This is a genomic window from Roseateles chitinivorans, from assembly GCF_002761755.1.
In the GTDB taxonomy this organism is placed as follows: Bacteria; Pseudomonadota; Gammaproteobacteria; order Burkholderiales; family Burkholderiaceae_C; genus Roseateles; species Roseateles chitinivorans.
Genome location: NZ_PEOG01000022.1, coordinates 1 through 19548 on the forward strand (window position 1 = coordinate 1; position 19548 = coordinate 19548).

14 protein-coding genes are annotated in these 19548 nt (G+C 68.0%); 10 read left to right on the forward strand and 4 right to left on the reverse strand.

Annotated elements, in window-relative coordinates; all coding sequences use genetic code 11:
* Window positions 1-412 precede the first annotated feature (412 nt).
* Complete coding sequence (locus CS062_RS09895; protein ID WP_099861486.1) at window positions 413-2677, forward strand: LamG-like jellyroll fold domain-containing protein; 2265 nt, start codon at window positions 413-415, stop codon at window positions 2675-2677.
* 197 nt (window positions 2678-2874) lie between these two features.
* A complete protein-coding gene (locus tag CS062_RS09900) occupies window positions 2875-3882 on the forward strand; it encodes a glycosyltransferase family 2 protein (protein ID WP_099861487.1) in 1008 nt (335 codons plus the stop codon).
* 58 nt (window positions 3883-3940) lie between these two features.
* On the opposite strand, the gene CS062_RS09905 is transcribed toward CS062_RS09900, so the two are convergent.
* Window positions 3941-4516, reverse strand: a complete 576-nt coding sequence (locus CS062_RS09905; RefSeq protein ID WP_233218007.1) for a hypothetical protein — start codon at window positions 4514-4516, stop codon at window positions 3941-3943.
* Window positions 4513-5694, reverse strand: coding sequence for a zinc-dependent alcohol dehydrogenase (locus CS062_RS09910; RefSeq protein ID WP_099861488.1), 1182 nt, complete (start codon window positions 5692-5694; stop codon window positions 4513-4515). The genes CS062_RS09905 and CS062_RS09910 overlap by 4 nt, the downstream gene beginning before the upstream one ends.
* A gap of 326 nt (window positions 5695-6020) precedes the next feature.
* On the opposite strand from CS062_RS09910, the gene CS062_RS09915 reads away from it, so the two are divergent.
* Complete coding sequence (locus CS062_RS09915) at window positions 6021-6503, forward strand: hypothetical protein (RefSeq protein ID WP_099861489.1); 483 nt, start codon at window positions 6021-6023, stop codon at window positions 6501-6503.
* A gap of 188 nt (window positions 6504-6691) precedes the next feature.
* Here the strand turns inward: CS062_RS09915 and CS062_RS09920 are convergent, their stop codons facing one another.
* Window positions 6692-7591: a LysR family transcriptional regulator gene (locus CS062_RS09920; RefSeq protein WP_099861490.1), complete on the reverse strand. Its 900-nt coding sequence runs from the start codon at window positions 7589-7591 to the stop codon at window positions 6692-6694.
* 100 nt (window positions 7592-7691) lie between these two features.
* On the opposite strand from CS062_RS09920, the gene CS062_RS09925 reads away from it, so the two are divergent.
* From CS062_RS09925 to CS062_RS09945, 5 genes are all read left to right on the forward strand, one after another.
* A complete protein-coding gene (locus CS062_RS09925; RefSeq protein ID WP_099861491.1) occupies window positions 7692-8153 on the forward strand; it encodes a DoxX family protein in 462 nt (153 codons plus the stop codon).
* Between the two features lie 413 nt (window positions 8154-8566).
* Window positions 8567-8857 carry a co-chaperone GroES gene (gene groES, locus CS062_RS09930; protein ID WP_091720640.1) on the forward strand — a complete coding sequence of 97 codons (291 nt, stop codon included), beginning with the start codon at window positions 8567-8569 and terminating at the stop codon, window positions 8855-8857.
* 53 nt (window positions 8858-8910) lie between these two features.
* On the forward strand, window positions 8911-10548 hold the full coding sequence (gene groL / locus CS062_RS09935) for a chaperonin GroEL (protein ID WP_099861492.1): 1638 nt from the start codon (window positions 8911-8913) through the stop codon (window positions 10546-10548).
* Window positions 10549-10877: 329 nt separating this feature from the next.
* Window positions 10878-12956 carry a DUF1631 family protein gene (locus CS062_RS09940; RefSeq protein WP_158238731.1) on the forward strand — a complete coding sequence of 693 codons (2079 nt, stop codon included), beginning with the start codon at window positions 10878-10880 and terminating at the stop codon, window positions 12954-12956.
* Window positions 12957-13053: 97 nt separating this feature from the next.
* The gene (locus CS062_RS09945; RefSeq protein ID WP_158238732.1) at window positions 13054-15393 is read left to right on the forward strand and encodes a patatin-like phospholipase family protein; all 2340 of its coding nucleotides are present in this window, start codon (window positions 13054-13056) and stop codon (window positions 15391-15393) included.
* Window positions 15394-15447: 54 nt separating this feature from the next.
* On the opposite strand, the gene yihA is transcribed toward CS062_RS09945, so the two are convergent.
* Window positions 15448-16173, reverse strand: a complete 726-nt coding sequence (gene yihA / locus CS062_RS26835) for a ribosome biogenesis GTP-binding protein YihA/YsxC (RefSeq protein ID WP_233218011.1) — start codon at window positions 16171-16173, stop codon at window positions 15448-15450.
* A 518-nt stretch (window positions 16174-16691) separates the two neighbouring features.
* On the opposite strand from yihA, the gene CS062_RS09955 reads away from it, so the two are divergent.
* Window positions 16692-17282 carry a c-type cytochrome gene (locus tag CS062_RS09955; protein WP_233218008.1) on the forward strand — a complete coding sequence of 197 codons (591 nt, stop codon included), beginning with the start codon at window positions 16692-16694 and terminating at the stop codon, window positions 17280-17282.
* Between the two features lie 126 nt (window positions 17283-17408).
* The gene (locus CS062_RS09960) at window positions 17409-19547 is read left to right on the forward strand and encodes a cytochrome c biogenesis protein ResB (protein WP_233218009.1); all 2139 of its coding nucleotides are present in this window, start codon (window positions 17409-17411) and stop codon (window positions 19545-19547) included.
* Window position 19548: the final 1 nt, after the last annotated feature.

The following is a 19548-nucleotide window of genomic DNA, read 5'->3' on the forward strand; positions in this document are numbered from 1 at the left end:
GCGGGGTTGGCCCCCGGGTCGGGCGCCGGAGCCGGAGCCGGTGCGGGCGCCGGAGCAGGCGCGGGTGCCGGAGCAGGCGCAGGTGCCGGCGCGCCTGAGCCGGCCGTCGGGCTCGGCGTCGTGGTGGCGCCACTGTCGCCGCCTCCTCCTCCGCAGCCCGACGCGAGGGCCGCCGTGACGAGGGACAGGGCAACAAGTCGTTGTCTCTTCATTGATGTGTTCATGAGCTGAGAGAGAAAAGGTTCGAGGGAGCCCGACGCGATGTTTGATATAACGCTATATCTCACGCATGTTAGTTCGCCCAGCGCATTAACTATCGCCGGAAGGTAACAAATCGAACCCTCCGCGCTTCGTGATAACTCGGCGCGCCAGCCCGCCTATGCTCGCGCCCCCAACCGCTCGAGGAATGCGCATGTCCAGCACCACCCCTCCCTTCAACGACAGCGATGTGCCGGTGAATGCCATGCGCCGGCGGCTGTCGGCGGGACTGTTCGGGCTGCCGATGCTGCCGCTCTTGCCCGCCTGCGGCGGCGTCAACGGCGAGGCCGCCGACCCGAGCAAGGCCGTCGGTGAAGCGTCGGGGGTCGAGGGGTCGGCCGGCACGCAGACGGGACGCATCCCGGCCTCCCAGAGCGGCGTCTTCCGCCACCCGGGTTTGCTGGTGACCGAGGACGACTTCACCCGCATCCGCGCGCACATCAAGGCGGGCCAGGAGCCGTGGACGGGCTGGTGGAACAAGCTGTGCGCCGAGCGCTTCGCCAGCCTGGACGCCCGCCCGTTTCCGTTGCCTGCGGTCTACCGGGCCGACGGCAGCAAGAACAACCTGTACGTCGACATCTGGCGCGCCTGGACGCTCACCTTGCGCTGGAAGCTGTCCGACCCGCAGGACAACCGCTATGCCGACAAGGCCGTGGAGTTCCTGGACGCCTGGGCCAACACCCTGAAGGAGGTCGGGACGGTCCCGCCCGGATCGACCGCCCATGACGACCACACCTTCATCCTGATGGCCGGCATGCAGGGCCACCAGCTGGCGCAGATCGGCGAGATCCTGCGCACCTACCCGGGCTGGGCGCCGGAAAGCCTGAAGCGCTTCCAGGACATGCTGCTCAAGGTCTTCGGCTCGATCTCGTCCTGGTTCCTCAGCGACGGGCGCATCGGCTCCCATGCGAACTGGGACATGGCCTCCATGGTCGGCGCCATGGCCATCGGCATCTTCTGCGACCAGCCCGACCTGTACCGGCTGGCCTGCGACTGCTACGCCGGCAACAACCGCGGCAAGCTCAGGACTTTCGGCAACGGCTCGATCGTGCATGGCGTGTACTTCATGCATCCGGGCCACTTCGGGCAGTGGGAGGAGAGCGGCCGCGACCAGGGCCATTCGACGCTGGGCATGTCGCTGGGAGGCGACGTGCTGGAGATGGCCTGGAATCAGGGCGACGATCTCTACGGGCTGTACAACAACCGCTTCCTGGCGGCGGCGGAGTACGTGGCGCGCTCGAACCTGCTCGACGAGAACGGCAAGACCTACCCGATGCCGTTCGCCCGCGAACACAATCCGACGCAGCCTCACACGTCGCTGTGGACCGAGGTGAACCAGTCGTTCCAGCACGGCCGCAACGCCTGGGAGCCCATCTACAACCATTACGTGAACCGCATGGGGCTGGCGGCGCCGAACGTGGCACGCATGGTGAAGCTGTGCGAGCCGAAGTACGGCGGCAGCAGCGACGACATCTGGTGGCCGACGCTGATCCATCGCCGTCCGGACTACGCCGCCCCGATGAAGCCGGCCTCGGGCCTCACGGCCCATGTGCGCGGCGACCGCGTGGTGCTGTCGTGGTGGGGCAGCGTCGGCGCCACCTCCTACGCCGTCAAGCGGAGCAGCCGGGCCGGCGGGCCTTTCACGCCGCTGGGCACGGTATCGGCCAGCGAGGTGCTGACCTACAGCGATGCGCCGCCCAGGGGCGTCTGGTTCTACCAGGTCACGGCCCAGGGCAACGGCGCGACCGGCAGTTCCACGGCGGTGCGGGTCGCGGCGCCCGGCGAGGACCGCTGCTCGCTGCCGCTGAACGGCAGGAACGACACGGCGACTTTCGGCACCCTGCTCGGCCCGGACGGGACCTGGGGCGTCGTCGAGGGCAAGCTGTTGGACGGCGCGGCCTGGGGCGACGGCCGCGTGAACGACAAGGCGATCGTGTTCGACGGCAACAAGGCGGGCCTGCAGCTGCCCGCGGGGATCTTCAGCGGCCTGGAGGACTTCACCGTGTCGCTGTGGGCCTATGCGAATTCACTGCGCTGGGACACCTGCCTGTTCTTCGCCGGGAACGACGCCTTCTCCTACATGTGCATCGCGCCCCAGAGTGGCCGGGGCGGCTTGCGATTCGCCATCGCCGGCGCGACCCACAACGACTCGCAAGGCATGGAGGCCCCGAGCCCCCTGCCCACCCGGCGCTGGGTCCATGTGGCGGTCACGCTTCAGGCGGGCACCGGACGGCTCTATCTCGATGGCGTGGAGGTGGCGAAGGCCGACGACATCCTGCTGGCGCCGCGTCAGGTCGGCGATCAGGTCACCTTCCTCGGGCGCAACTGGGCGCACCCGTCGTTCAACGGCCGCATCCAGGGCTTCCGCGTCCACGCGGGCGCATTGAGCGCAGCGGAGATCGCGGCACTGGCGAAGTGACGTGCGCTTCGCCTTGAAAGGCTCCAGGGAACGACTGCCCAAGGAAGCGCAGGACTTGCGCACTAGTGCGCATTGGCATTCGCGCCGATAACGAGTTCTTGACGTTCGACCGGCTCGAAGCAGAAACAATTCGGAACAAACATCAGCTGCCGGCGCGGGTCCGTCGCAGTCATGAAGCGTCCGAGGGAATTCCTGCCATGCTGTCTGCCGATCTGGCACAGGGTGACGCGGCCGAAGGCCGCCCGCCTGTCTCCGCTGCGTCCGTTCCGCGTGTGTCCATCGTGGTGCCGGCCTACAACGCTGCGGGCGTCATCGCTGCAACCATCCAGAGCGTCCTGGCCAGCACCTTCACCGACTTCGAACTGATCGTGCTCGACGACGGTTCCACCGACGGCACGGCGGAGGTCGTCCGGTCCTTCAACGACCCTCGCATCCGCCTGACGCGCCACGCCAATCGCGGCATGTCCGCCACCCGCAATGCGGGCTTGCGGATGAGCCGTTCCGAGTTTGTCGCCCTGCTGGACGCCGACGATGTGTGGCATCCGGAGAAGCTCGCCCTTCAGGTCGCGCTGCTGGAGCAGCATCCCGAGGTCGATCTCTGCTTCACCGAATTCCAGGCCTGGCATGGCGAGCCGGCAGAGGCGTTCTTCGCTCGTCGCGGCGATCTGCGGACGGAGGACCGCCTCACCGGCTGGATCTATCCGCTCATGGTGCTGACCAACTTCACGCTGCCGTCGTCGGTGCTGTACCGCCGGCGTCTCGCGGATCGATTGGGCCCCTTCCGCTGCGAGGACCACCAGACCGACGATTGGGAGTACTTCACCCGGGCGTCACGGCTCACGCGAGTCGCCAAGCTGTCGACGCCGCTCGTCCTCTATCGCCAGAGCGCCAGTTCCCTGTCGAAGCGCGTGCCGCGCCGTAACGCCACGGAAGACATGCGCTCGCAGTTGCTGGCACGCTTCGGCTGGCAGTGCCCGCACGGGGGCGCGGTGAATCGGGCGGAGCTCCGGCGTCGGCAGCACCTGGGAAGGCTCCGTCATGCTGACGTCCATGTGGCACGCGGCAGCCTGGGCCTGGGGCTTCTGGACTTCGCCCGGCTGATCGCTCGGGGACCGCGCCGGCATGCGGCAGCGATGACGCTTGCCAAGTCACTGCGGCGCCGCGCGCTGGGCCTCCTGCCCCGCTCCGCAAGCGCCATTGCCTGAAGCCTTGCCCGCGCAACACACGCTGCCCGTAGCGCGGCCCACGAAGGTGGCAGCCTGTTCAGTGGCTGTCATCGCGTCGCCGGCGTTGCCATAGCCAGTACGCCACTCCGGCCAGCGCCGCGACGGTCACCACCTTGCGGACCGCGCCGGCGGGGTTGTGTCGCAGCTCGGCCCGGCCGCCCATCTCCGCGTACACGCGCGGCACATGGCCCCGGGCCACATCGCCGGCCAGACCCTCCACCACATCGACGCGATCGGCGAGCAGCAGGATCAGCCAGCGCCGCAGATCGTTCTCGCTGTAGCGAAAGCCCGCCCGGCGCAGCATGCCGCTGATGCCGCGCGGCGGCACCGTCGTGCCGTACACGGGCGTGAGGCCGGCGCGCTCGGTGGAGTGCAGCACCTCCACGTCCGAGACCTGCTGCGGTGGCCGTTCCCAATGAATGCCGTCCAGCCGTGGCGGCGTGCGTTCCATCGGCACGGCGGGACGGTCGTGCTTGTCGAGGTCTGCGCCCCAACCTGGGATGTGCGCGTACTGCGTGCGATCAACGGCCGGGCGGTGAACATGGCCCGACGCCCGGTCGCGCTCCGGCCCATCCTGCGCTTGTCCATGGGAGTCGTAGGCGTCGTGCGTCATGCGGGGCTCCTTGCCGACCAGGCCGGCGCGTCGGCGCCCGGCGGGATCAGCACCGCCTTGATGCAACCGTCGAGCTTGCTGGAGAAGAGGTGGTACGCGTCCGCCACGTCCTCGAGCGGCATGCGGTGCGTGATGATGTCGCGCGGTCGCAGGTGGCCCGCTCGGATGTGCTCGATGAGTCGCGGCAGATGGCGCTTGACGCTGGCCTGGTTCATCCGGAGCGTCAGGCCCTTGTTGAGGGCATTGCCGATGGGAAAGGCGTTGAACGTCGGCCCGTACACGCCGACGATCGACAGCCGCCCGCCCTTGCGCACCGAATTCACCGCCCAATGCAGCACCGTGGCGGCACCCGCCTGCAGCTTGAGCCGCACGCCGGTCAGGCGTTGCAGGAAGCTGCCATCGGCCTCCGCGCCAACGCAGTCGACGCACACGTCGGCGCCCAGGCCGTCGGTCATGCGCTTGATGTGCTCGGCCATGTCGTTGACTTCGAGGAAATTGATCGTCTCGCACTGCGCGAAGCGGCTCGCGAACTCGAGCCGATAGGGCACGTGGTCTACGACGAGCACCCGCCCTGCGCCCATCAGCCAGGCGCTCTTCGCCGCGAACAGGCCGATGGGGCCGGCGCCGAAGATGACCACCGTGTCGCCCTCCCGGATGTCGCCCATCTCCGCTGCCTGGTAGCCGGTGGGCAGCGCATCGGTGAGCAGCACCGCGTCCTCGAGATGCAGGTCGTCGGGAATCCTGGTCGGCCCCACATCGGCCATCGGTACCCGCACGAATTCCGCCTGGCCGCCGTCGTAGCCGCCGGTCGTGTGCGAGTAGCCGTAGATGCCGCCGACCGCCGTTGCCTCGGGATTGGTCGCGTGGCAATTGCTGAACAGCTCGCGCTGGCAGAAGAAGCAAGTGCCGCAAAAGATGTTGAACGGCACCAGCACCCGATCGCCGACCTGGAGCGAGCGCACCTCGCTGCCGACATCGACGACTTCACCGATGAACTCGTGGCCGAAGGTGGAGCCGACACGGGTGTCGGGCACCAGCCCGTGGTACAGGTGCAAGTCGGAGCCGCAGATGCAGCTGCGCAGCACCCGGACGATCGCATCGTGCGGATGCTCGATCGCCGGCGTCGGCTTGTCGACCGTCCGGATGCGGTAGGGACCGCGGTATTCCATCGCCAGCATGAGCGTCTCCTAAGAAGGGTTGTGGCCGCGGCCGAGAACCCTGTGCGGCAACGCCCATTCCAGAGCAGCGAAAAGGGAAAAGGGGCTTGCCTCGAGGCACCGGAACAGGCTTTGCCCTCACACCACACGTCTTGACGGAGGTTCCATGCGCACGAAGTTCGCCATCGTTCTGCTCGCGGTCGTGGTCTTGGTCTGCGTCCTGAGCCTCCCGCCCTGGTAGGGCGTTTCAAGGAAGTCTGTATATGCTTGGCAGATCCCGCCTCACCGTCTCGTGGAGTCGATCAAGTGCTCCATCGAGCCCATCAACCCCACCCGGCTCGCCGCGATTGAGCAAGGCTGCCTGGGTCGCGGCCGCGCTGATCGCGGTGCTGCCGTGCGCGCCGGCCCTGGCGCAGGAATCGGGAAAGTCCTCGGACGCGGCGCGCGACGTCGGCCGCGCGGCGCCCGGCGAAGACAACTCGTACTTCAACGTCCATGCGCGGATCCGCATCCCCGCGCGACTTCTGAAGCAGTTGCGCGACGGTCGTTGCGCGGTCTGGTATCCGCAGCGCGGAGCCGACGGGTACACGGCGGGGCTGCCTTGCCGGCCCCGGCCGGCCGTTCTGCCTGGCGGGATCCTCCTCGCGCCCTCCAAGGATCCGGTGATCCTGGAGGCGGCGGTCTTCCACGCGACGACGCCTGCCCTGGTCGTGGCGCGGGGGGCCTTCGATGCCCGCACCGGCTTGCTGCTGCGCTCCATTGATCCGGATCGGCCGATGGACATCGATGCGCAGCCCTCCGGCGCAGGCGCATCCGGGAACCGGCGGTGAATGGGACGGGGCGCGCGGCGTCCTGCTCGACGGGGCTGATCGAAGGCCCGCCTTTCTGCCGCGTGCCTGGATCAAGAAACCGCCGCACGCCCCTGCAACTCTGCGGGACGTCCTCACTGCATCACCTGCGACCATTGCCTGTCATGCGCTGAAGCCGACCACGTCGTCGCAATGTCGATGCGGCGCAGCTATTGACTATCCGATGCTGCGTCCTTGGCGAAGTCGACAAAAGCGCGCATGGCCGCCGAGAGGAATCGCTGACGTGGGTAGTAGAGGTAGGGGGGGCCAATACCAGGCGACCAGGCTTGAAGCACCCGCACCAGGTCTCCGGCAGCCAACTCACGCTCGACGTACTTCTCGTGCACGTAGGCCAGGCCACCGCCGGCGACGGCTGCGTTTACTGCGATCTGCGCATCATTGACGATGAGCCGCGCATTGGGCAGGTCAGGCGTGCTGTTGCGGCGCTGGAACGCCCATTCCTGCAAGCCTCCGCCAGGAAATCGACGGCGGATGCAGTCGTGCCCCACAAGGTCCCGCGGCGTCTGAGGGATGGGTCGGCGCGCGAAATAGGCAGGCGACCCGACCACCGCGTAGCGCTGCGGCGGGCCTATACGCACAGCGATCATGTCCTGCCGCAGATCTTTGGCAATGCGTACGCCCGCGTCGTAGCCCTGTCGCACGATGTCGGCCATGGCTGCGTCCGCGGTGATCTCCAGCGACACGCCGGGATGCAGCGCAGTGAAGCGAGCAGCCAAGTCGGCGAGCAGAAACTGAGCAATGGGTGCCGGGGCGTTGATCTTCAGCGTGCCGAGCGGCGACTCGCGGTGCTGGTTCAGGCGCTCGAGCGCCCGCTGAATCGTCGCCAGGCTGGGTTCCAGCTGCGCCAGCAACTCGTTGCCAGCCGCCGTGGGCTTCACGCTGCGGGTCGTTCGCGTCAGTAGCGTCACGCCCAGTTCCTCCTCGAGTCGACGAATCGTCTTGCTCACGAGGGACACCGATATCTGCCGCTCGGTCGCCGCGGCCCGGAAGCTTTGATGGCGTGCAACCGCTGCAAACACATCAAGGTCAGGCAAAACTGATCGATCCATTGTTGAACCTGGGTTAACAGCCCATGCTCGATTATGTATCTAGCGAACTGTGGCTCGAACTTCTAGCATGACCTCTGTTCAGAAGTTCAGGAGCCGTCCCATGCTGTCGTACCCATTGTTTTCTCGCTTGCGGAGCGCGCTTGAACGGCATGATGGGCTGGCCTATCTGCTTCTGCGGGTGGCGTTCGGATTGATGCTGATCACCCACGGCTTGCCGAAGATCCTTGGCACCAGCCACGGCAGCATGGCGAACCCGATGGCGGGCTCCGTCAACCTGATTGCAAATGTCCTGCATCTGCCCGCAGCGCCTCTGATCGGCTGGTTCATCGCGTTGCTGGAGGGCCTGGGTGGCCTGATGCTCGCCATGGGGCTGCTGACGCGCCCGCTGGCCGCAATGGTCACCGTTCAGATGCTGGTGATCTGCTGGCTGCTGGGGCCGACCTTTCCTTGGATCGACCGGGGATTCGAGTACCCCTTGATCCTGGCTTTCGTGTCCTTCTACCTGCTCACGCACGGCGCCGGACCGATGTCGCTCGATGCTCGCATCCGGCGGAAGTCCTGAGTCGTTGCGGTCTTGTTCTTTAATGCAGGAAGCGGCCAAGGAAGGATTTGCTGAGCGTTGCTGAGTTATGCAGCGCTCATCCACATCTTCGCCACCCACCCCAGGCGCGCAGCCGTCCGCATTGAGGTAGGTACGCGATGCGATGCGATGCGATGTTTGCCGGTGCCTACGTTTATCGTCGGGTTCAGACTTAGGCGACGAGACTTCCGGCTTGGCTGAGACTCGACAACTGTCGACAGCCACCCTTGAAAGCGCGGAGCCGGTCCATATAATCTCCCTGCTAGCACTCGCGTAGGTCGAGTGCTAACAAGCCCCCCGACCCCCATCGCGGGGCTTACTTCTTGTGGGGGCTGGCCAGTGCGAAAGCCGCACGGCGGGCCCTTGAAGCAAGTCCGCACAGTCAAGGAGATCTGATGAAACTGCGTCCTCTGCACGATCGCGTGATCGTTAAGCGCCTGGAAAACGAAACCAAGACGGCCTCCGGCATCGTCATCCCCGACAACGCCGCCGAGAAGCCCGACCAGGGCGAGGTGCTGGCCGTCGGTCCGGGCAAGCGCAACGACAAGGGTGAATTCATCGCCCTGAACGTCGCCGTCGGCGACCGCGTGCTGTTCGGCAAGTACAGCGGCCAGACCGTCAAGGTCGACGGCGAAGAGCTGCTGGTCATGCGCGAAGAGGATCTGTTTGCGGTGATCGCCAAGTAATCGGCGCCCCTCACAGACCCCATTCATCCAGATAGAGATTCGGAGAGATACACATGGCAGCAAAAGACGTGGTCTTCGGCGGAGAAGCCCGTGCCCGCATGGTCGAAGGCGTGAACATCCTGGCCAACGCGGTCAAGGTCACGCTGGGCCCCAAGGGCCGCAACGTGGTGCTGGAGCGCTCCTTCGGCGCCCCCACCGTCACCAAGGACGGTGTCTCGGTCGCCAAGGAGATCGAGCTCAAGGACAAGCTGCAGAACATGGGCGCCCAGATGGTCAAGGAAGTCGCTTCCAAGACCTCGGACAACGCCGGTGACGGCACCACCACCGCCACCGTGCTGGCCCAGGCCATCGTGCGCGAAGGCATGAAGTACGTGGCCGCCGGCATGAACCCGATGGACCTGAAGCGCGGCATCGACAAGGCCGTCGCCGCCCTGGTCGAGCAGCTGAAGAAGGCCTCCAAGGCCACCACCACTTCCAAGGAAATCGCCCAGGTCGGCACGATCTCGGCCAACTCGGACGACTCGATCGGCAAGATCATCGCCGACGCGATGGACAAGGTCGGCAAGGAAGGCGTGATCACCGTCGAGGACGGCAAGTCGCTGGCCAATGAGCTGGACGTCGTCGAAGGCATGCAGTTCGACCGCGGCTACCTGTCGCCCTACTTCATCAACAACCCGGAGAAGCAGTCGGCGATCCTGGACAACCCGTTTGTCCTGCTCTACGACAAGAAGATCTCCAACATCCGCGACCTGCTGCCGACGCTGGAAGCCGTCGCCAAGGCCGGCCGCCCGCTGCTGATCATTGCCGAAGAAGTCGACGGCGAAGCGCTGGCGACCCTGGTGGTCAACACCATCCGCGGCATCCTGAAGGTCGTCGCCGTCAAGGCCCCGGGCTTCGGCGACCGCCGCAAGGCCATGCTGGAAGACATCGCCATCCTGACCGGCGGCAAGGTCATCGCCGAGGAAGTCGGCCTGTCGCTGGAGAAGGTCACGCTGGCTGACCTGGGCCAGGCCAAGCGCGTCGAAGTGGGCAAGGAAAACACCACCATCATCGACGGCAACGGCGCCGGCGGCGACATCGAGGCGCGCGTCAAGCAGATCCGCGTCCAGATCGAGGAAGCCACCAGCGACTACGACCGCGAGAAGCTGCAGGAACGCGTGGCCAAGCTGGCCGGCGGCGTGGCCGTCATCAAGGTCGGTGCCGCCACCGAAGTCGAGATGAAGGAGAAGAAGGCCCGTGTCGAAGACGCGCTGCACGCCACCCGTGCCGCCGTCGAGGAAGGCATCGTGGCCGGTGGCGGTGTCGCGCTGCTGCGTGCCCGTCAGGCCGCTGGCGAGATCAAGGGCGACAACCCCGACCAGGACGCCGGCATCAAGCTGATCCTGAAGGCCATCGAAGCGCCGCTGCGCGAGATCGTCTACAACGCCGGCGAAGAAAGCTCGGTCGTCGTCAACAACGTGCTGGCCGGTTCGGGCAACCACGGCTACAACGCCGCCAACGGCACCTATGGCGACATGATCGAGATGGGCATCCTGGACCCGACCAAGGTGACCCGCACCGCGCTGCAGAACGCCGCCTCCGTCGCCTCGCTGATGCTGACGACCGAGTGCATGGTCGCCGAAGCGCCGAAGGACGAGTCCGCTGCTCCCGCCATGCCCGGTGGCATGGGCGGCATGGGCATGGACATGTAATCGTCCGGCCGAGCCCGCGACGATCGACGCCCGCCGTCGATCGTCGACGCTCAGCAAGAGGGGTCGCTTCGGCGACCCCTTTTTTCATGGCGCGAGCGCAGGCACGATGGGAACGATCGCCCCGCGGGTTCGATCTGTTTCCGTTGGATACGCTTCGGGCGGCGCGCTTGCTGGTCACCGCGATCGCCATGCGCCCAGAATCCCCTGGCCCGCCGATCGCCGCCGCGCGCTGACACCGGGGCTTTCCCCAGGTCGCACGGCCCCACGGGCCCGGGGGATGTCACATGAATCAGGGGCGACCATAATGCGCTGACAACTTGTCACAAATGATGGCCCAAGCGTCTTCGCCTTCCCTTCAAAGCCTGGTCGACGAGACCCTCGCCCATGTGCCCGCGCTGTCGTACGCGGTCTACAACGGCTTGCAGGACGAGCTCAAGAGTCGGCTGGAGCATCACCAGCTGCTGGCCGGATGGTCCAAGCGGCGCGCGCACTTCCAGTCCGACCTCGAGGGCTCGTTGAGCCGCCTGCTGGGCCTCGCGCGCGAGGGCGGCGACCCGCTGCAACGCGAGCGGCAACTGCCGGGCCGCGGGGAGTTGTCGTTGAGCCTGGTCGATGAAGGCCAGGCGCTGAAGGACGTCGCGATCGCGCATGTGATCACGGCCATCGAGGACCAGTCGCGCGCCGAGCTCCACCAGCTCGGCAACTTCTTCGCCGCGCTGCGCGGCATCGCCCGGCCGCTCAAGAACGACAACCCGCTGCGGGCCGCGCTGTTCGCGCAGGCCCTGTCCCGCGCGATCGAAGGCGTGGACCTGGATGCCGAGGGCCGCTACGCGCTGATGCGCCTGGCCGCTCAGCCGCTGGCGCTGAAGCTGCAGCCGATCTATGCGTCGCTGTGCCAGGGCCTGCGGCAGGCGCACCTGAGCGGCCTGCTCACCAGCCACGGGGCGGCGCTGAAGGAATCGGACCTGCGACTGCGCCAGTTCAAGAGCATCACCGAGACGCAGACGCAGAACGCGACGCTGGACCAGGTCGCGCTGAAGCTGGACCTGATGAACACCCGCGCCGCCGAGCTGGCGCCGGCGATGGCGAACCCGGGCCCCGGTGGCGCCGTGCCGGCCACCCCGCCGCCCAGGCTCGGCCCGGGCATCGGCACCGGCGCGCCCGGCACCGACCTGCTCTCGCGCCTGTACGACCAGATCCTGGCCGACGACAGCCTGCAACCACCGCTGAAGGTGCTGATGGGCCGGCTACAGGTCGCGATCGTGCGCTTGTCCCGCGCGGACGCGACGCTGCTGCGGCGCCAGGACCATCCCACCTGGCAGCTGCTGAACCGCATCGCCGCGCACGGCGCCGGCTTCCAGCGGCCGGACGATGTCGGCCTGAAGGCCTTCCTGCAGTTCCTGGAGCGCGTGATCCAGCCGCTGCTGGACAGCGCCCATCCGTCGGCGCTGCAGTTCCAGCAGGCGCTGACCGAGGTCGACAGCCACATCCGCGCCCAGGCCGAGGCCCGCGGCCAGCGCAGCGCCGTCGCGCTGGAGCGGCTGGATCGCGAGCAGCGCCGGCAGGAGTGGCAGCGGATGCTGCGCGACCAGCTGGAGCACCAGCTCGACGATGCGCAGGCCGGCAAGCTGATGCGGCGCTTCCTGCTCGGGCCCTGGGTCGAGGTGATCGCGCACGCGATGGTCCAGCACGGCCGGGACGCGGTCGAGGCGCAGACCTCGATCGAGCTGGTCGACGCGCTGCTGCACAGCGTCTCGCCGCAGCCGGACGAGCCGGCCCGGCAGCGGCTGCGCAGCCAGCTGCCGGACCTGGTCCGGGCGCTGGAACGCGGCATGGACTCGATCGCGCTGCCGCCGATGCAACGCCAGGCCTTCCTCGACGAATTGATGCGCCAGCACGGTCGCGTCCTGCGCGGTCTGCCGGCGGTCGAAGAGGCCGCACCGGCCGCGCCGGCGCCCCGCCGCCCGGCCCGGACGCCGGAGGAACTGCTGCAGCAGCTGCTGGACGAGCGCGAATCCCAATTGCCCTCGCGCTGGGCCTACGAGCGGGTCGACCGCGGCCAGCTGCCGACGGTGCCGGTGGCGCTCTACAGCGAGGAGCGCTCGCCGCATGCGCGAGCCGCGCTGCAGGACTGGATCGCCGGCGTGCACATCGGCGGCTGGTACCACCTGTTCCATCAGAGCGAATGGGTCACCGCGCAGATCGCCTGGATCAGCGACAGCCGCCAGATGTTCCTGTTCGTCGGCCAGGCGCCGGAGGAGCGCCACTCGGTGACGCGCGGTGCGCTCGAGCAGTTGGTGGCCGCCGGCCTGATCACGCAGCTGGAGGATGCGCCGCTGCTGCAGCGGGCGATCGGCACGCTGATGCTCGACCTGGACCGCGCCCCCGCCCAAGGCGACGATCGCTGACGGACACACGCGATGCCGGCCGCTGGCGCCGGTTCGAGTCACAATGCGCGCGCCTCGCGTCCTTGCCGCGAGGCATTCCGTCAGCCGCCCGCCGTCGATGTCCGCCGTGTTCCGCGATTCCCGAGCCGTTTTCCGCCTCGCCGGTGTCCCCGGCCTGTCCGCCCTGATGCTGGCCGCCACGCTGGTCGCGCCGGCCGTGCTGGCGCAGACCGTGCCCCCCAATCCGCCTCCGGGGCCGGTGCCGACACCCGCCGCCGACCAGGCGCAGCGTCCGAAGCTGGCCCTGGTGCTGTCGGGCGGCGGCGCGCGCGGGCTGGCGCATGTCGGCGTGCTGAAGGTGCTCGAGCGCGAGCGCATCCCCGTCGACATCGTCACCGGCACCTCGATGGGCGCCATCATCGGCGGGCTCTACGCCAGCGGCATGTCCGCCGAGGACCTGGATCGCGAGCTGTCGAAGATCGCCTGGGACCGGCTCTTCGCCAGCCGCGTCGACCGCCAGGACCTGTCGCAGCGCCGCAAGGAGGAGGACTTCGAGTTCTCCGCGACCATCGAATTCGGCCTGCGCGACGGCGAGGTCCGGGTGCCCACCGGCACCCTGTCCAGCCGCGGCCTGGAGGCGCTGCTGCGCCGGCTGACGCTGCCGGTGCGCAATGTGCGTCAGTTTGACCGCCTGCCGACGCCCTTCCGCGCCGTCGCCACCGACATGGAGAACGGTCAGGAGCGCATCCTGGCCGAGGGCGACCTGGCGCTGGCGCTGCGCTCCAGCATGAGCGTGCCCGGCGTGTTCGCGCCGGTCGAGTGGGAAGACCGCATCCTCGGCGACGGCGGCCTGGTCAACAACCTGCCGGTGGACGTGGCGCGCGAGATGGGCGCGACGCGGCTGATCGCGGTCAACGTGGGCACGCCGGTGGGCGGGCGCGAGACCTTGAACTCGCTGATCGGCCTGACGGCGCAGATGATCAACATCCTGACCGAGCAGAACGTGCAGCGCTCGATCGCCGGCATGTCGGCTGGCGAGGACCTGTTGATCACGCCGCAGCTCGGCAAGCTGACCTCGGGCGACTTCGACAAGGTGCGCGACTTCATCCGCGCCGGCGAGGAGGCGGCCGAGGCGCTGCTGCCGCGGCTGCGCGCCTATGCCGTCGACGACAAGACCTACGCCGACTGGCAGTTCGCGCGCATCGGGCTGAAGCCGCCGGCCGTCGTGCTCGCGGCGGTCAGGCTGGAGGGCTCGGACAACACCAATCCGGAGCGCTTCCGCAGCCAGCTCGAATCGAAGCCCGGCCAGGTCTTCAACAACGAGACGGCCGAGCGCGACATGCGCTTCCTGTCCTCCAGTGGCGACTACGACCGCGTCGACTATCACGTCGAGCAACGCGCCGACGGCGAGACGCTGGTCTTCAACATGGAAGACAAGCCCTGGGGCCCCAACTACTTCCGCGTCGGCATGGACCTGTCCACCGACTCGGGCGGCGACAGCTTCTTCAACCTGAGGCTGAGCCACAACCGCCACTGGCTGACCAGCAAGGGCACCGAGTGGCGCAACCAGATCACGATCGGCGAGACGCCGCGCCTCTACACCGAGCTCTACCACCCGCTCGGACTCAAGCTCGGCATCTCCGACGACTGGTTCGTCAGCGCCTGGGCCGAGGCCAACCAGCGCAAGCAGATCGTCTATGACGACAACGACCCCGACAACGCCAGCCTCGGCCAGGCACGGCTGGTGCGGCGCGACGGCACGCTGGGCCTGGATGTCGGCCAGCCCTGGGGCCGCTGGGGCGAAGTGCGGCTGGGCGTGATCAGCCAGGTCCGTCATGCCAAGCCCGACCTGATCACCGTCGCGACGCCCGCGATGGGCAAGCTGCGCTGGACCAGCTACGAGCGCGGCTTGCGCCTGCGCACCGTCGTCGACCAGCTGGACTACGCCAACTTCCCGCAGCACGGCTACCGTTTCACCGTCGAAGCCCAGGGGGGCCGCCAGGACAACCGCAACCTCAGCAGCGGTCGTTTCCTGCGCCTGAACATGGACGGCAACATGGTGCGCAGCTTCGGCGGCCACACGGTCAGCCTGTACGCGCGCGCGGTCGCGTCGCAGCAGCCCGACGACACCGGCCTGGGCGGCTACACGCTGGGCGGCTTCCATCAGTTGTCGGGCTACAACCCGAACCAGCTCAGCGGCAACTCGCTGCTGTTCACGCGGGCGACCTACTACCGCCGGCTGAACGACCAGCCCTTCCTGTCGCGCGGCTTCTTCGTCGGCGGCACGCTCGAGGCGGGCAACACCTGGCTGTCGCGCCGCGACATCAACATCAAGGACATGCGCTACGCGACCAGCGTGTTCCTCGGCTCGGACACGGGACTGGGCCCGTTGTACGTGGGCATCGGCTACGCGCCGCGGGGCGGCACCGCGCTCTACGTGTTCATCGGCCGGCCCTGAGCGCTCCGGCGCGGCCGGAACGACCGGCCATGCGCCACGGACGGCAGCGCCGGGTCAGGCGCCGCGGTCGGGATCAGGCGTCGGTGTCGGCCCCTCCGCGTCCTCGGCCGACGCGTCATCGCCGTCGAGGTCGTCATCGCCGTCGACATCGCCTGGCGCCGATCGCGCCACCGGTTCACGGTGGGCCCAGTCGTAGAGCACCTCGGCCACGTCTTCCAGGCCCTGCTTGTTGAGCGCCGAGAACAGCGTGATGCCGATGTCCGAGTCCTCGGTCGCCAGCACGCCGATGTCCTTCTCGACCTGCGCGAGCACCGCGGCGCCTTCCTTGCGGTTGAGCTTGTCGGCCTTGGTCAGCACGATCAGCAGGCTGACCTCGCCCGCGGTGACGCGGTCGGAGACGAACTCGAGCAACTGCTTGTCGAGATCGGTCAGCCCGAGTCGCGAATCGACCATCAGCACCACGCCCGACAGCGATTCACGCTCGCTGAGGTAATCGGCCATGACGCGCTGCCAGCGCAGCTTGGCATCGCGGGCGACCGCCGCGTAGCCGTAGCCCGGCAGGTCGGCGAACAGCGCATCGGGCGCGTCGCGCGGGCCCACCGCGAACAGGTTGATGTGCTGGGTGCGGCCCGGCGTCTTGGACGCGAAGGCCAGGCGCTTCTGCTGCGCCAGCGTGTTGACCGCCGTCGACTTGCCGGCATTGGAGCGGCCGACGAAGGCGATCTCGGGCAGCTGGCGCGGGGTCAGGTCGTGCGCAAGCGCCTCGCCCTCGCTCGCCAGGGCGGAGCCGGCATCGCCCTCGGGCGCGCCGACATCGGCGTCGTCCAGGAACTCGTCGAACTCATCGAACGCGTCGTCATCGGCCTCGGCGCGCGCCTGGGCCTGCGCTTGAGCGGGCAACACGCCGTTGACCGGCAGGTGCTTGAGCTGGCTGGCGGTCGTCAGGAAGCGCGCGGTGTGCGTCCATGCCAGCGCGCGCTTGCCCGGCGTCAGCGGCTCCGTGCTGACCGGCTTGAGCGGCAGGGGCAGGCCTTGCGCCTTGAGCTTCTCGTTGGCCTTCGCGCGCGCCTTCGCGGCGGCGCGCTGGCCGGTCTTGCCCGGACCGGGCTTCTTCTTCGGGGCTGCTGCGCGTCCCGTACCACGGCCTGCGGGTTTCCCTGGGGCCGCGGGAGCGGGTTTCTTGTTGGAATCGGTCATCGCGCTGCGGGGCTCAAAAGAGGTGCCATTGTAAGATCCCACGGTTGCGCTCACCCAACCCTCAACAATTCATGAAGACTGCCGCTTTCTTGTTGTCGAGTATGGTTTTGATGTCCGGCGCCGCCAACGCCGCCGAACCGCAAGCAGCCACCAAGCCCGATCTGACCAAGGGCCAGGCCATCAGCTCTCAAGTCTGCGCCGCCTGCCACACGGCGGACGGCTCCCGCGGCAGTCCCGCCAATCCCATCATCGCCGGCCAGCACGCCGACTACCTGGCCAAGCAGCTGCACGAGTTCAAGTCGGGCAAGCGCAAGAACCCGGTGATGTCGGGCATGGCCGCGCCACTGTCGGACGCCGACATCCGCAACGTCTCCGCCTTCTACGCCAGCAAGGGCGCCAAGCCCGGCTTCGCGAAGAACAAGGAACTGATCACCCTGGGCGAGAAGATCTACCGCGGCGGCATCGCCGACAAGCAGGTCCCCGCCTGCGCCGGCTGTCACAGCCCCAATGGCGCCGGCATCCCGGCGCAGTACCCGCGCCTGGGCGGCCAGCACAGCGACTACACCGAGGCCCAGCTGACCGCGTTCCGCGCCGGCGGCCGGCCCAACAGCCCGCAGATGCTGGCCATCGCCGCCAAGATGAGCGACCGCGAGATCAAGGCGGTCTCCGACTACATCGCCGGCCTGCGCTGAGCGGCCGTCCGCGCAACGCCCCTTTCGGGGAAGGTGCCGACGAACGAGGCCGGTGATCCGATCACCGGCCTTCGTTTTTGCCGGCCCTCGCCCGATTCGTCGTGCGGGGCAACGAGAATGCCGGCCATGACCGAGAAGTCCCCCGATCGTCCCCCCCGGCCCACCGCCCAGGCGGCGGCCCGTGTCGCGCTCGACGACGCGATGGAGCTGCTGGCGTCGATGCGTTTCGCGATCGCACTGCTGACCGTGCTGTGCATCGCCTCCGTGATCGGCACCGTGGTGCAGCAGCGCCAGCCGATGACGAACTACGTCAACCAGTTCGGGCCGTTCTGGTCGGAGCTGTTCGGCAAGCTCGACCTCTACACCGTCTACAGCGCCTGGTGGTTCCTGCTGATGCTGGCCTTCCTGGTGGTGTCGACCAGCCTGTGCATCGCGCGTCACACGCCCAAGATCCTGCGCGACCTGAGGACCTTCAAGGAGTCGATGCGCGAGCAGTCGATCCAGGCCTTCAAGCTCAAGGCGCTGGGCTATCTGCACATGAATCCGGAAGCGGCGCTGGGCCAGGTGAACGCCTGGCTGGCCGCCGAGGGCTGGAAGGCCCGCGCGCAGGTGCGCACCGGCGGCGTCATGATCGGCGCGCGCAAGGGCTCGGCGCACAAGATCGGCTACCTCGCGGCGCACTCGGCCATCGTGCTGATCTGCCTGGGCGGCCTGTTCGACGGCGACCTGGTCGTGCGCGCGATCATGAAGGTCCAGGGCAAGGAGATCTACCAGGGCAGCGACCTCACGCGGATCACCGACATCAACCGGCTCTCGCCCGCCAATCCCAGCTTCCGCGGCAACCTCTACGTGCCCGAGGGCAGCCGCTCCTCCACCGCGCTGCTGTCCATGCCCAGCGGCGTGGTGGTGCAGGACCTGCCCTTCGACGTCGAGCTGAAGAAGTTCATCGTCGAGTACTACGCGACCGGCATGCCCAAGCTGTTCGCGAGCGACATCGTCATCCACGACCGCCGCGACGGCTCGTCGACCGCGGCCACCGTCAAGGTCAACGAGCCGGTCACCTACCGCGGCGTCACGCTCTACCAGAGCAGCTTCGAGGATGGTGGCTCGGCCATGAAGATCAAGCTGCGCTCGCTGCAGTCGGCGCACGACACGCCGCTGGACGCCAAGGTCAACGGCACCACGACGCTGACGGTGGATGGCGAGTCCTATGGCCTGGAGTTCACCGGGCTGCGCGTCATCAACGTCGAGAACTTCGCCGACGACGGCAAGGACAAGGCCGGCACCGACGTGCGCAAGGTCGACCTGGTGGGCCGGCTCGAGCAGCACCTGGGCTCCGGCGCGAATGTCAGCGATCGCAAGACGCTGCGCAATGTCGGGCCCTCCTTCAGCTACAAGCTGCGCGACGCCAGCGGCCAGGCGCGCGAGTACAACAACTACATGCTGCCGCTGGAGCTGGAAGGCCACCGGGTCTACCTGCTCGGCGTGCGCGACACGCTGGCGGACAACTTCCGCTACCTGCGCGTGCCGGTGGACAGCAAGGACAGCATGGAAAGCTGGCTGGCGCTGCGCCGCGTGCTGGCCGACCCGGCGCAGCGGCTGCTCGCCGCGAGGCAATACGCACTGGGCGCCAGCCCGCCCGACAAGCCGGCGATGCAGGCGCAGCTCGAGGCCACGGCGCTGCGCACGCTGACCCTGTTCGCCGGTGCCGAGGGTCTCAAGGCCGACGCGCCCGCGCAGGGCGCGGCGCTGGGCGGCCTGCCGGCGCTGTCGCAGTTCATCGAGCGCGAGGTGCCCGAGCCCGAGCGCGCCCGCGTGTCCGAGGTGCTGCTGCGCATCCTCAACGGCAGCCTGTTCGAGTTGCACAAGCAGGCCGAGGAGCAGCTCGGCCGCCCCCGGCCGGAGCCCGGCGACGCGACGCAGGCCTTCATGACGCAGGCGGTGCTGTCGCTGTCGGACGCGATGTTCTATCCCGCGCCGGTCGTGATGCAGCTGGACGATTTCCAGCAGGTCCAGGCCAGCGTGTTCCAGGTGACCCGCGCCCCTGGACAGACCCTGGTCTATCTGGGCGCCGTGTTGCTGATCGTCGGTGTGTTTGCGATGCTCTACGTCAAGGATCGGCGGCTGTGGCTGTGGCTCGAGGCCGCGCCGGGACGCAACGAGCAGACCCGGGTCCGCATGGCCCTGTCCAGCAACCGCGATTCGCCCGACCTGCCCGTCGAATTCCAAGCGCTCAAGCAGCGGCTGCTGCATGAGGAGGCCTGAC